The following is a 13,507-nucleotide window of genomic DNA, read 5'->3' as shown; positions in this document are numbered from 1 at the left end:
CTGGTTACTCCTGCGGTCGGCCGGGTTCGAAATAGCGTCCGGGAAACTCGATGCCCATGGCGCGCAGATCTTCCAGGAAACGCGGCCGGATGCCGGTCGCCTCGTAATAGCCGAGAATCCCGCCATCGGCGTCCATGCCGGTGCGCACGAAGCGGAAAATCTCCTGCATCTGGATGACGTCGCCTTCCATGCCGGTTACCTCGGCGACGCTCGTCACCTTGCGCTTGCCGTCGGAAAGCCGGGTCAGTTGGACGATGATATCGATGGCGCTGGCGATCTGGCTGCGGATCGACTGCACCGTCATCGGCATACCGGTCATGCCCAGCATCTGTTCGAGGCGCGAAATGGCATCGCGCGGCGTGTTGGCATGGATGGTCGCCATCGACCCCTCATGGCCGGTGTTCATCGCTTGCAGCATGTCGAAGGCCTCCTCGCCGCGGCACTCGCCGAGGATGACGCGGTCTGGGCGCATGCGCAGCGCGTTCTTGACGAGATCGCGCTGCTTCAGTTCGCCATGGCCCTCGATGTTGGCGGGACGTGTCTCCATGCGCGCGACATGCGGCTGCTGCAGCTGAAGTTCGGCCGCGTCCTCGATGGTGATCAACCGCTCGTCCTCGGGGATGAAGGCCGACAGCGCGTTCAGCATCGTCGTCTTGCCGGTACCGGTGCCGCCCGAAATGATCGTCGTCTTGCGGGCGTGAACCGCCGCCGCCAGCACTTCAGCCATGTTCTGCGTGATGGCGCCGAATTCGACCAGCTTGTGAAGGCCGAGCTTGTTCTTGGAGAATTTGCGGATCGACACCAGCGGCCCGTCGACGCCGACCGGGCGGATGGCCGCGTTGAAGCGCGAGCCGTCAAGCATGCGCGCATCGACCATCGGCTGCGATTCATCGACGCGGCGGCCGACCGCGGCGACGATCTTGTTAATGATTCTAAGCAGATGCGCCTCATCCTTGAACGGGATATGGACCTGCTGCAGCTTGCCCTTCTTTTCGATGAAGCAGTTCTGGTGACCGTTGATCAGGATGTCGTTGATGTCCGGATCCTTGAGCAGCGGCTCGAGCGGACCGAGGCCGACCATCTCGTCGACGATATCGTCGACCAGCGCCTCTAATTCGACGGTGTTGATCGCCATCCGCTCCTGGCGGGTCTTTTCAGAAACGAAATCATGCACCTGCCGGCGCATCTCCTCCTTGGGCAAACGCTCCAGCGCCACGAGGTTGATCTCCTCGAGCAGCATGCGGTGAATGCGGACGCGCGCATCGAGCACCTTGTTGGCGTTCTTTGCCGGTGCGATATCAGGCTTTGCCGGCAAGGCCTTTCGGCTGGTCGGGATGACGACAGCATGATGCGCGACCGGGGCTGATTCTGCCGGACGCTGCGGCCGTGCGTCACGGTTCTGCAGGGTTGAAAAACGGCTGGTCATCCGGCCTTCCTCCTCAAGAAGTCCTTCCCGAGACCGAATAGCGACTTCGACTTGGCTCCGGTCGCGGCTGCCTCCTCCGGAAGAATGATCCTCTTCAGGTCGTTGACGACATTGGCATTGGGGTCGATTTCGTGCAGCGGCACGCCGCGGTCGACCGCCTCGCGCACCAGCCGGTAGTTGTTGGCGATGCCGCCGACGAAATGCTCGCCAAGGATCTCCTGGACGTCGGCCTGCTTGATGCCGTTGTCGAACATCTTCTGCTCGAAGCGGTTGACGATGACGTTCGGCTTCACTTCCTTGCCGGCGGTCTCATAGACAGCCTGGATCAGCCTTTGCGTGTGGCGCAGGCACGGCACGGTCATCTCGGCGACGATATAGAGCTTGTTGGAGCCGAGCAGCACGGTCTCCGTCCAGGGAAACCAGGTGCGCGGCATGTCGATGACCACATTGTCGAAATAGGCCGAGACGAGGTCCAGCATGCGTACCACGACATCGGTCTTGAACGAGCGCATCTCCGCCGGGTGGGTCGGCGCGGCCAGCACGCACAGACCGCTGGCGTGCTTTGACAGCATCACGTCGAGCAACTGCCGGTCGAGGCGTTCGGGCTGGTTTTCGATCTCGGTGATGTCGAAACGTGGTTCGAGGTCGAGATATTCGGCACAGGCGCCCTGCTGGAAATTGAGATCGACCACGCAGGTCGAGGCGCCACGCGTCACCGAATGATGCAGCTGGAAGGCGGTCTGCAGCGCCAGCGTCGTTGTACCGACGCCGCCGGCGGCAGGCATGAAGGTGTAGATCTGCGACTCGGTGTTTTCCTCCCGTCCCGGCCCCTGCAACGCCCGCACCACCGAGCGCACCAGGTCTGCCGTTGTGATTGGCTTGACCAGGAAATCGGCGACCTTGAGCTGCACCAGGATGCGCACCGCGGCTGCGTTGAACTCCTGGGTGACGACGACAACCGGTGTCTTGCCCTCCAGCCGGCGCATGATGCGCTGCAGCGACTCGACCTCCTCCAGCCTGGCCGCGTCCATGTCGACGATGATGGCGCCGAAATCGGCCTCCTGGATCTCGCCACGCAACTCGGTGACACTCTTCTCCACCGCCGAGAGCTGGATGATCTCGGAGGCGGCGAATGCCGTCCGCGTGTCCTGCACGAAGGTCCTGTCCGTCGATACGAGCAGGATTTTCCGGGTCTTGATGCCGTTTGCCATTTTTATCAGCCTGTGGGCTCGATCGCCCTTTGGGGTCAGTTGCCCGTGGTCGTCTGCGACGCCTTCGACGCGGCGGCCTGATCGGGGGTGACGGGTCCGGCATCGCCACGCTTGGCAGGCACGAGAAGCCTGGTGTTCTGGACACCGTACTTCCAAGGATCGACCATCTGCATGACGGTATTGGCGGCCTGGGCGTTACCGGCCCCGGTCGTCAGCCCTTCACTGCGCACATAGTCGTCGCTGGTGCAGCCGGCGGCGAAGCCGGCCAAAAGCAAGGCGATGCTCGATCTCAGGATCAGACGCATGGCACTTCAGTCCTTCGGCAGGTCGAGGAAATGCCCGACCGTGGTGGCGGGAGTGGCTCGTGCGGCACTGCCATCAGCCAGCGCCAGCGCGCGACCGGTGTCCGATGCCTTCACTTCCTCGGTGTTGTTGAGGAAATAGTCGACGTTGCTGGCCGGCTGCGTGCCGTCGGTCGGCTCGGCCATCTTCTTCGATGGGTCGACCGGCTTGACCAGATAGGGCGTGACGATGATGACCAGATCGGTCTCGCGGCGCTGGTAGGACTTCGACGAGAACAGCGGTCCAAGCACGGGCATCTTGCCGAGGCCGGGAATGCGCGATGTGGTGATGTCGTTCTGCGACTGCAGCAGCCCCGCGATCATGAAGCTCTGGCCGTTCTTCAGGTCGACAGAGGTCTTGGCGCGGCGCACGATGAAACCGGGCACGGAGATGGTGCCGATGTTGTAGGATGCCGACGCGTCGATCGAGGACACTTCCGGCGCGATGTCGAGGCTGACCAGCCCATCCTTGAGCACAGTCGGCGTGAAGTCGAGGCTGACGCCGTACTTCTTGTAGCTGACGGAGATCTTGCCGTTGTCCTCGGAAACCGGGATCGGAAATTCGCCGCCGGCGAGGAAGCTCGCCGTCTCGCCGGAACGGGCAATCAGGTTCGGCTCGGCCAGCCGGCGGGCGAGGCCGCGCTCTTCCAGCGCCTTGATCGCGACATCGATCGACACGCCGTTCGACAACAGCCGGCCGATGATCTCTCCGGTTCCAGCCGGCGGCACGGTTCCCGGAGCGATGGTGACGTCGCGTCCACCAATGCCGTAGGCGAAATTGGCGCTGTATTTGGCGCCGAGATCCTGGCTTGCCTGGCGATTGATCTCGACAAAACGGACGTTGAGCTGGACCTGCTGCGAGGACGAGATGTTGACGGAGTTGATCACTTCTTCATTGCCGGAAAAGCGGCTGGCGATCTTGCTTGCCTTGTCCGCGGCGACAGCGTCATCCGCCTCGCCCGACAGCACGACACGGCCATTGGCCGAACCGACCTTGATCTTGGCGTCCGGCACGCTGGCGCGTATTGTGCTGGCCAGTTGATCCGTGTCGAGCGTCACCTCGATGTCGACGGTGCCGACAAGCTGCTTGTTCTCGTCGAACAAAGCGATGCCGGTCGTACCGAGATTGTTGCCCAGCACATAGAAGGATTTGTCGGTCAGCGGATTGACGTTGGCGATCTCCGGATCGCCGATGACGATCTGGTAGAAAGCGGCGCTCGTCACGATCGTCCTGGGCTTCCCCTTGGCGACCTTGATCGACGCATTCTTGGTCGCCGAGACATAGACGACGTCATTGCCTGCCCTGGCCGCGCCGGGCAAGCCAAGCATCCCGCTTGCAGCCAGGGCAACCGCCATCCCCAGGGTGCGCACGAAGCGCAACCGGCCTGCCATTCGATATAGGGTACGCATCAACATTGCCCCGTCCCGACCGGTCCCCACCGGCCTTTACTTCTGGTCCCGCGCAGGAACCTGATATTCCTCGGCCTTCGTGCCGCGCGTCACGATGACCGTCTTGAATTTCGGCTTCTCCGGCTCCTTGGTCACTGCATCGAACAAGGAGCCGGCCGCGGCCTGAGCCTTGGCCGCTACCGATCCGCCGAAGGAAGAGATGGTGGTGACGCCATTCTTGCCGTCGCCGCCTTCGCTGGCTGAGCGCAGCGACAGCGACAGCGTGCCGACGGTGCGGGCAAGCGCCACTTTCTGCGCGCCCTCGGTCGTCACCTCGATGGTCACGGAATTGGCCACCTGCGGCGCGGTCTGGCGCTCGTCGGCGCCCTGCCCGACGCTCAGCACCTTGGCGTCCGCAACCACGATCTCGGACGTGATGGTCGAACCGGCCGCCCCTTGCGCATTCTTGGCGACCTCCTGGATTTCGCCGGCATCGCGCGTCAGCACGACATCGACGCGGTCGCCCGGCGTGACGAAGCCGCCGACACCGGCAATCTCGTCGGTGCGGATGGTGACCGCGCGCATGCCCGGCGTCAGCATGTTGGAGAGCGTCGCGCGGCCGTTTGGCCCCGACAACTTGGTCAGCAACACGGGTTCGTTGACCTCGATCGGCGACAGCACGACGCGGCTGCCTTCGCCAAGCAACCCGTCGATGGTGGCAAAAGCACCCTGCGGCAGGGAATCCTGCGGCCACGGGATTTCGATCAGCTTTGCACGGTCGATTTCCATGCCGTAGCGCAACGGCGCGCTCGCCACCACGATGGTCTTGAACTCGATCCTTGGCGGAGCCGGAGCAGCGATCGACGCCGTCTTCTCCTCGGCGTCGGCCCTGGCCTGGCTTTTGACCCAGAAATCCGCGGCAAAGATCGATATCGCGCCGAAAACGGCGGCGATGCCGATCATCGTTATGGCCTTGCCCCTCACGCCGAAACCCCTGATGCCCGTCGTTTCTTGTTATGTTGGGCTCACGCTAGGCCGCTTTGTTAAAGAAACAGGAATCCCGGCCAGCGGTATCGGACCTATTTCCGCCCGCTTGGTTATCGAATGGTTTTAAGGTAAGAGGGGTCAATCCCCGAACGTAACAGGAACCTCCGTCGCTTGGCGCTGAAAAGCGTGGCAGTATCGGCGGGTGATTCGCAGCACCGGACCCTATGGCAGGCATGGACGACAACAACGATCTCTTCGGCAACATGGACAAGCAGCCGCAGCCGGTTCGCACACCGGCGCGCCCGGCGGATCCCCTTGTGCAGGCTGCGGCCAAGCGCACGCCAGCGACCAAGGATGGCAGCGAGGGTTACAGCGCCGCCGATATCGAGGTGCTCGAGGGCCTGGAGCCGGTGCGTCGCCGGCCAGGCATGTATATTGGCGGTACCGACGACAAGGCGATGCACCATCTGTTCGCCGAGGTCATCGACAATTCGATGGACGAGGCGGTTGCCGGCCATGCCACCTTCATCGATGTCGAGCTTTCGGCCGACGGGTTTCTGACCGTTACCGACAATGGCCGCGGCATCCCGGTCGACCCGCATCCGAAATTCAAGAAGCCGGCGCTCGAAGTCATCATGACGACGCTGCATTCGGGCGGCAAATTCGACTCAAAGGTCTATGAAACCTCCGGCGGTCTGCATGGCGTCGGCGTTTCCGTGGTCAACGCGCTGTCGGATCATCTCGAGGTCGAGGTCGCGCGTGGCCGCCAGCTCTACCGCCAGCGCTTTTCGCGCGGCATTCCGGTAAGTGGCCTGGAGCAGCTTGGCGAGATCCACAACCGGCGCGGAACGAAAATCCGCTTCCATCCCGACGAGCAGATCTTCGGCAAGGGCGCGGCGTTCGAACCGGCGCGGCTCTATCGCATGACGCGCTCGAAAGCCTATCTGTTCGGTGGCGTGGAAATCCGCTGGACCTGCGATCCCTCGCTGATCAAGGAAAAGGACCAGACGCCGCCCAAGGCGGAGTTCCATTTTCCTGGCGGCCTGAAGGACTATCTAAAGGCATCGCTCGGCGACGACTTTCAGGTCACCCGCGAAATCTTCGCGGGAAAAAGCGAAAAGCAAGGCGGCCATGGCTCGCTCGAATGGGCGGTGACGTGGTTCGGCGGCGACGGCTTCATCAATTCCTACTGCAACACCATCCCGACCGGCGAAGGCGGCACCCACGAGGCCGGCTTCCGCAACGTGCTGACCCGGGGCTTGCGCGCCTATGCCGATCTTGTCGGCAACAAGCGCGCCTCGATCGTCACCTCCGAAGACGTCATGATCTCGGCGGCGGGCATGCTGTCGGTGTTCATCCGCGAGCCTGAGTTCGTCGGCCAGACCAAGGACAGGCTGGCGACGATCGAGGCGATCCGCATTGTCGAGACCGCGATCCGCGATCCGTTCGACCATTGGCTGGCCGACAATCCACAGGAAGCCTCGAAGCTCTTGGAATGGGTGATCGCGCGTGCCGACGAGCGGGTGCGCCGGCGCCAGGAAAAGGAAGTGTCGCGCAAGAGCGCGGTGCGCAAATTGCGCCTGCCGGGCAAGCTCGCCGACTGCACGCAGAACGCGGCCGCGGGTGCCGAACTGTTCATCGTCGAAGGCGACTCGGCTGGCGGCTCGGCCAAACAGGCGCGCGACCGTGCCAGCCAGGCCGTATTGCCGCTGCGTGGCAAGATCCTCAACGTGGCCAGCGCCGGCAACGACAAGCTCGCCGCCAATCAGCAGATATCGGACCTGATCCAGGCGCTTGGCTGCGGCACACGCTCGAAGTACCGCGACGAGGATTTGCGCTATGACCGCGTCATCATCATGACCGACGCCGACGTCGACGGTGCCCACATCGCCTCGCTGCTGATCACCTTCTTCTACCAGGAAATGCCGGCGCTGGTGCGTGGCGGCCACCTCTATCTGGCGGTGCCGCCGCTTTACTCGATCAGGCAAGGCGGCAAGGTCGCCTATGCCCGCGACGACGCGCACAAGGACGAGCTCCTGCGCACCGAATTCACCGGACGCGGCAAGGTGGAGCTTGGCCGCTTCAAGGGCTTGGGCGAAATGATGGCCTCGCAGCTCAAGGAGACCACCATGGACCCGAGGAAGCGCACGCTGCTCAGGGTCGACGTGATCGACGCCGAGGCCGCGACCAAGGACGCGGTCGACGCGCTGATGGGCACCAAGCCGGAAGCCCGCTTCCGCTTCATCCAGGAGCGTGCCGAATTCGCGGAGACGGAAGTGCTGGATATCTGAGCGCCACCCGGTCCATAACACGGGCTCCAGTTGCGGAGACGAGCATGTGACCCGGGCACGGCTGAAAGCTTATTTCGAGACAAGCTTGGCCGGGCTGACACAGCCGACGCGCTCGGACTGGATTTTCGCCCTGCGCACCGTTTCGGCCGGCCTTATCGCGCTCCTCGCCGCCTATGCGCTGCGGCTCGATCACCCGCAATGGGCGATGATGACGGTATTCATCGTCGCCCAGCCGGTTGCCGGCATGGTGCTGGCGAAGGGTTTTTATCGCCTGCTCGGCACGCTCGCCGGCGGCGTCGCCGCGATTGGCATCACCACGATCTTTGGTACCGGCCCCTGGGTGCTGGTGACGGTGCTGGCCGTCTGGATCGGCATCTGCACCTTCGTCTCCTCGCTGCTGCGCAACCCGGAAGCCTATGGCGCGGCCCTGGCTGGCTACACGGCCATGATCATCGGCCTGCCCGCCTTCGGGCAACCGCACCTTGTCGTCGATCTTGCAGTCGCGCGCTGCGCCGAGATCATACTCGGTATCGTCTGCGCCGGCCTGACCAGCCGGCTGATCCTGCCGAAACTGGCTAGTGACGCCATCATCTCGCGGCTGAAACGCTGCATTCTCGACCTCGCCATCTATGCCGGCGGTGCGTTCTCCGGCGGCGATCGGGCAACGCTCATCGGACTGCACCGCAAGCTTGTCGCCGACACCCAGACGCTTGGCGAGATGCGCGCCTATGCCAGGCTCGAGGCGCCGAGCTTCGCGCCCCGCGCCCATCCGGTCCGGCGCACCATAGGACAACTGCTCTCGGCGCTCTCGGCCGCACGTGCGCTGCATTCACACGCTGCTCCAAAGAACGCCGCGCTCATTCCGGTACGCTCGGAATTGCAAGTGCTTGTCGGTGAACTGGCGGCCAAACCCGGCGCCTTGGATGATACCGCGCCCTGGGTGGCACGGCTCGACGCGATCTCGGCCAAGGCCAGGCAAATGCCCGATGCCCCGGTCGACCAGGGTGACGACAGGGTCGGCACCATCACCCGCCTCACCATCGCCGCCGATTTCGCCGAGGCGCTGAAGCAGGTGCTGCGTGGTCTGGACGCGCTGCGCTCGCCAGCCGCGCGCCGTCAAGGCCGCGCCAGCCGGCAACCCGCCCTTGTGGTGCATCGCGACTATCCCGGCGCCGCGCGTAACGCCGTCCGCGCGGCCCTTGCCACATTGCTGGTCGCCGCATTCTGGCTGACGACGAAATGGTCGGAAGCGGCCGGCACCGTCATTCTGGTTGCCGTCGTATCGAGCCTGTTTGCCGCCCGCCCCGACCCCGTGCAGGTATCCTGGGGCTTCTTCAAGGGCACCTTGCTCGCGTTGCCGTTTGCCTTTCTCGTCGGCCAGATCGCGCTCCCCGCGCTGCCCGGTTTCGGCTGGTTCACGCTTTTTGTCGTTCCCATATTGGTGCCGGCGGCGCTCGCCATGGCCAATCCGCGCTATGTCGGCGTGGCGACCGCCTTCGCCATCAATTTTCTCGCCTTCCTCAGTCCGCATCAGGCGATGACCTATGCCCCTGGCCCCTTCCTTGCCGGCTCGGCATCGATCCTGGTCGGCATCCTGCTGGCGATCGGGGTCTTCATCGTCGTGCTCCCCGCCGACCCGTGGCTCGCGGCCAACCGCATCGTGCGGGCCATGCGCGAGGATCTGGCCCGGCTTTGCCTGCACGAGCGCGTGCCGAGGCGATCGGCCTTCGAGAGTCTCGCCTATGACCGGGTCAACCAGTTGATGCCGCTGGTGCAGAATTCCGGCAGGAAGGGCGAAGCAGTTCTGGGTGGCGGCGTCGCCGCGGTCACGGTCGGTCTGGAAATCCTGCGGTTGCGCAGCGCAAGCCAGAACCACGCCATCCCACCCGACGCCGCGCTTTCGGTCGCCAACTTCCTGAGAGGGCTGGCGCGCGAGCTGCTTTTCCGCGCGCCAGGTGACCCGCAGACAGCGACTGTCGCCGTGGTCCGGCAATATGCGGCGGGCATAGCCCAGCGGAACGCCAACAGCGACGCGCTGCAGATCGCGGCATCACTGCGCATTATCGCCGCGGCGATGGAGGATTTCCCGGATTTCTTCGCCAGGGATAAAGGCTAGGCCGCGGCGATCGCCAGCGCATGGCCGCGTGCATTCTCGCGCAGGGCGTCAAGATGGATCGACTTGACCAAAGCGGCGAGATCGCCTTCCGCCGATTGCCCACCCAATTCCTTGAGCATCAGCCAGCTGACTTCCTGCACGCCGGCAACGCGCTTGCCATTGGCGACTTCCCGCCAGATTTTCAGCGCGCGCAGGATGATCGCATGCGTGGCGGCGGCAAGGCCGGCGCTGCGAAACAAGGCTTGCAAGGCGACATCGTGCCCGCCCGCCAACAGCGCTCTCACGCGCTGTTCAGACTGCTGGCCGAGTGCCACCAGAGTCGAGCCGAAGAAATCGACCTTGCCATGCGCGATGGTGCGGATGAGGAAGCTTGCGGTGAGATCGCCGCGCAGCCTGAGATGCTCGATCAACGCCGCGTGTTCTTCCTGGCGCGTGCCCTCGATCAGCGTCACCGATGCTTTGACGCAGGCATCCCGCATGACGCGGTCGGCACGCGCGGCGCCCATCAATGCCATGACCAGTGGCGATGTCTTCAATGTTTCGCCAAGCTTGATCAGCAGCATATGCCGGCAGTCGGCAGGCAGGCGTGCATCCGATATCAGCGCCTCGCGCACCAGAGGCAGATGCCCGTGGCGTTCCGCCATGCGGCGGAAACTGAGGGAAGCAATGTGGGCGCCACTGTTGGCCAGCAGCACCGCGCAGGCTTCCGCCTCGCCAATCTCGGCAATGGCCGCCGACAGTGCCATCGAGACGAGCGGACGGTCCGCGATCAGCTTCTGCGTTGCCTTCTGGCTCGCCGCCACGCGGTTGATCAGATCGGCGTCGGTGAGCAGCGGCGAGCGCGCCAGCACGACACCGGCGACCTCGGGCTGGTCGGAAGCCAGCGCGCTGATGATCTGCAGCGGCGCGTGGTGGCTCATGGAAAGCGCTTCGGCCATTGCCAGCCGCACTTTCGACGATGCATCGTCGAGCAGCAGCGTCAGCGCGGCCTCCGCGGCGCAGCGATCCTCGAACGGCAATTCGGAATTGACATAAGCCCGGGCCAGCGCGTTGGCCGCGGCGGCACGCTCGGACACCCTGGCCGTGTAGATCCACTTCAGGAAATGCGAAACAACAACCATGCCCGCCTGCTAATGCCCCTTGCCAGAAGATTTCCGGCCCCGGTGAGACGGTAGGCAGAAATGGTTTACGAACGGTTCACCATGTTCATTAACTGGCTTGCGACTGCCGAATGCAGCGCTTATCAACCGTCGGACAGCGGAGGAGACAGCAAATGGCCGGGCTATATCTCGAGGAATTCGTCGTCGGCCACGTCTTCCAGCACACGCTGCGCAAGACCGTCACCGAGAGCGACAACATGCTGTTTTCGGTGATGACGCTGAATCCGCAGCCGCTGCATATCGATTTCGACTTCGCCGCCAAGAGCGAATGGGGCAAGCCGCTGGTCAACTCGCTGTTCACGCTCGGCCTGATGATCGGCATTTCAGTCAATGACATCACGGTCGGCACGACGGTCGCCAATCTCGGCATGAAGGAAACCGTGTTTCCGCATCCGGTCTTTCACGGCGACACCATCCGTGTCGAAACCTCGGTCGTCTCGGTGCGCGAGTCCAAGTCGAAACCCGATCGCGGCATCGTCGAATTCGAGCACCGCGCCTACAATCAGCATGGCGACCTCGTCGCCAAATGCACCAGGCAAGCGATGATGCTGAAGAAGGCCGCCTGATGCGTTCGCTGCTGTTCGTTCCCGGCGATTCCGAACGCAAGCTGGAAAAGGGTTTCGGCGCCGGCGCCGACGTGGTGATCGTCGATCTCGAGGATTCCGTGGCGCCGCAGAACAAGGCTACGGCGCGCGCGGTCGCCGCACGCTTTATCGTCGAACGCAGGGGGCAAACCACCTCGGCCATCTATGTCAGGGTCAACGACCTTTCGACCGGATTGACCGACGACGATCTCGCCGCGCTCGTTGCGGCAAAGCCGGACGGCATCATGCTGCCCAAATCCAACAGCGGCCAGGATGTGCAGCACCTCTCGGCAAAGCTCAGGGTTCGGGAGGCGGAGAACGGCCTGCCCGACGGCTCGATCAGGATCCTGCCGATCATCACCGAAACCCCGACAGGAATACTCGCCGCGGCGACCTATGCCGGCGCAAGCGCGCGGCTCGCCGGTCTGACCTGGGGCGCGGAAGACCTGTCGGCGGCGATCGGCGCGCGCTCCACCCGCGACGAGCAGGGCCGTTACACCGACGTGTTCCGCCACGCCCGCCTGACGACTATCCTGGCGGCCGGAGCCGCAGAGGTCGCCGCGATCGACACAGTGTTCCCGAATTTTCGCGACATGGCGGCATTCGCCACGGAATGCGCCGAGGCCGAGCGAGACGGCTTCACCGGCAAGATGGCGATCCATCCCGACCAGGTACCGGTCATCAATGCGGCCTTCACGCCCTCCGCCGAGGCGGTCGAGCAATCGGCGGCAATCGTCGCGGCGTTCGAGGCGGTCGGCAATCCCGGCGTCGTCGGTATCGACGGCAAGATGTACGACCGCCCGCATCTGCGGCTGGCCGAAAGGCTGCTTGCACGCGCGAGGGCGGCAGGCATTTCCGCCTGACCTCGCCGGCAACGACGACGGCGCTGGTTGGCGTTCCGTCCAACGCCCTTGGGCGGAAGACTTCCGTCACCCGGCATTCCAGCGCGGCGGGCGCTGCCGCCACACGGGGCGGCTTGACGAGACGCGAAGGCGCCATGGCGAGATCGGCATAGACGAACTCGTTGACGCCAGGCGGCGCGTTGACGGACGTGTAGTTCATCTTCTCCGCGAGATCGCGGCTGACCAGGTTGGCGACGAACTCGCCGGTCTCCTGGGCAAAGGAGGCGCTGTCCTTCTCTCCTTCCGACGAGAACCAGACGATGAAAGGCCGTGTCGAAACCGCATTGAAGAAAGAGTATGGCGCGAGATTGATCTCGCCCGCCTTGTTCAGCGTCGATATCCAGCCGACCGGGCGCGGCGCCACGATCGCCTTCGACGGATCGTGGGCAACCCGTGTCCCATGGACGGCTCATAGAACATTCAGCCCGCCCGGGGTCCTGAGTAATCGGCGAAGAGCTTGGCCGGATCGGGCCGTGGCCGCTCCGGCGCCTGGCCGGCATAAGAGCCGATGTGGATGAAGCCGACGACGCGCTCCCGCGGCGCCAGTCCGAGGATTGCCCTGCCCTCCGGCACGTCGGAATACCAGTTGCTGATCATGTTGGTGCCATAGCCCAGTGCATTGGCAGCAATCATCAGGTTCATTGCCGCCATGCCGCCGGACAGGAACATTTCCCATTGCGGGATCTTGGGATTCTCTTTCGGCACCGACACCACGCCGATCACCAGCGGCGCACGGGAAAAGCGCGCCAGCTCCTGGTTGCGGCGGCCCTCGGGCAACGGCCCTTCCCGCTGTTCGGCGAGCTCCGCGAGCTTCTTGCCGATCTCGACGCGGACATCGCCGCGATAGAGGATGAAGCGCCAGGGCTCGAGCCGGCCATGGTCGGGCACGCGCGTGGCGGCGGCGATCATCGTCGCGATATCGGCATCGCTGGGTGCCGGCTCCTTGAGGTCCGGAATCGGTGCTGAATTTCGGGTCAGCAGGAAGTCGATGATCGGCGACGCCATGGGCGCAAGTCTCCTAGACACTCTGTTTTGAGCTGAAGCGCACCATTGGGAATTCGGGCGGCTCGGGCAAAGGCGCGCGAGCGCCGGGCTGAAGA

General features: G+C 64.0%; 11 protein-coding genes and 1 pseudogene. 4 read left to right on the top strand and 8 right to left on the bottom strand.

Features of this window, described 5'->3' with window-relative positions; all coding sequences use genetic code 11:
* Positions 1-4 precede the first annotated feature (4 nt).
* The 5 genes from EB815_RS21055 to cpaB are packed head-to-tail and all read right to left on the bottom strand — an operon-like array spanning position 5 to position 5,351.
* Positions 5-1,426, bottom strand: a complete 1,422-nt coding sequence (locus EB815_RS21055; protein ID WP_056572253.1) for a CpaF family protein — start codon at positions 1,424-1,426, stop codon at positions 5-7.
* The gene (locus EB815_RS21050; RefSeq protein ID WP_056572255.1) at positions 1,423-2,637 is read right to left on the bottom strand and encodes an AAA family ATPase; all 1,215 of its coding nucleotides are present in this window, start codon (positions 2,635-2,637) and stop codon (positions 1,423-1,425) included. Before EB815_RS21050 ends, EB815_RS21055 begins: the two co-directional genes overlap by 4 nt.
* A 35-nt stretch (positions 2,638-2,672) precedes the next feature.
* A complete protein-coding gene (locus EB815_RS21045) occupies positions 2,673-2,942 on the bottom strand; it encodes a hypothetical protein (protein ID WP_056572257.1) in 270 nt (89 codons plus the stop codon).
* Between the two features lie 6 nt (positions 2,943-2,948).
* Positions 2,949-4,388 (bottom strand): type II and III secretion system protein family protein, encoded by a 1,440-nt coding sequence (locus EB815_RS21040; RefSeq protein WP_413814135.1) that lies wholly within the window; start codon positions 4,386-4,388, stop codon positions 2,949-2,951.
* Between the two features lie 36 nt (positions 4,389-4,424).
* Positions 4,425-5,351, bottom strand: a complete 927-nt coding sequence (cpaB, locus tag EB815_RS21035; RefSeq protein ID WP_244494094.1) for a Flp pilus assembly protein CpaB — start codon at positions 5,349-5,351, stop codon at positions 4,425-4,427.
* 236 nt (positions 5,352-5,587) lie between these two features.
* Here cpaB and parE point away from each other — a divergent pair, with 236 nt between their 5' ends.
* Entirely contained in the window at positions 5,588-7,645 is a 2,058-nt protein-coding gene (gene parE, locus EB815_RS21030) for a DNA topoisomerase IV subunit B (RefSeq protein ID WP_056573387.1), read from the top strand.
* Between the two features lie 46 nt (positions 7,646-7,691).
* Positions 7,692-9,761: an FUSC family protein gene (locus EB815_RS21025; RefSeq protein WP_056572263.1), complete on the top strand. Its 2,070-nt coding sequence runs from the start codon at positions 7,692-7,694 to the stop codon at positions 9,759-9,761.
* Here the strand turns inward: EB815_RS21025 and EB815_RS21020 are convergent.
* Positions 9,758-10,882 carry a DUF2336 domain-containing protein gene (locus EB815_RS21020; protein WP_056572265.1) on the bottom strand — a complete coding sequence of 375 codons (1,125 nt, stop codon included), beginning with the start codon at positions 10,880-10,882 and terminating at the stop codon, positions 9,758-9,760. The two genes, EB815_RS21025 and EB815_RS21020, sit on opposite strands and share 4 nt — an antisense overlap.
* A gap of 152 nt (positions 10,883-11,034) precedes the next feature.
* Between EB815_RS21020 and EB815_RS21015 the strand changes: the two genes are divergently transcribed.
* On the top strand, positions 11,035-11,487 hold the full coding sequence (locus EB815_RS21015) for a MaoC family dehydratase (RefSeq protein WP_056572267.1): 453 nt from the start codon (positions 11,035-11,037) through the stop codon (positions 11,485-11,487).
* Positions 11,487-12,368 carry an HpcH/HpaI aldolase/citrate lyase family protein gene (locus tag EB815_RS21010; protein WP_056572268.1) on the top strand — a complete coding sequence of 294 codons (882 nt, stop codon included), beginning with the start codon at positions 11,487-11,489 and terminating at the stop codon, positions 12,366-12,368. Before EB815_RS21015 ends, EB815_RS21010 begins: the two co-directional genes overlap by 1 nt.
* Here EB815_RS21010 and EB815_RS21005 read toward each other — a convergent pair.
* Positions 12,367-12,827, bottom strand: a pseudogene (locus tag EB815_RS21005) (flavin reductase family protein); the annotation flags it as partial. The gene EB815_RS21010 and the pseudogene EB815_RS21005 sit on opposite strands and share 2 nt — an antisense overlap.
* Complete coding sequence (locus EB815_RS21000) at positions 12,828-13,412, bottom strand: nitroreductase family protein (protein WP_056572271.1); 585 nt, start codon at positions 13,410-13,412, stop codon at positions 12,828-12,830.
* Between the last annotated feature and the right edge of the window lie 95 nt (positions 13,413-13,507).

This window comes from Mesorhizobium loti, from assembly GCF_013170705.1.
Taxonomy (GTDB): domain Bacteria; phylum Pseudomonadota; class Alphaproteobacteria; order Rhizobiales; family Rhizobiaceae; genus Mesorhizobium; species Mesorhizobium loti_D.
Note: the sequence above shows the minus strand (reverse complement) of the source record. Positions and strands in the feature narration are given on the sequence as shown.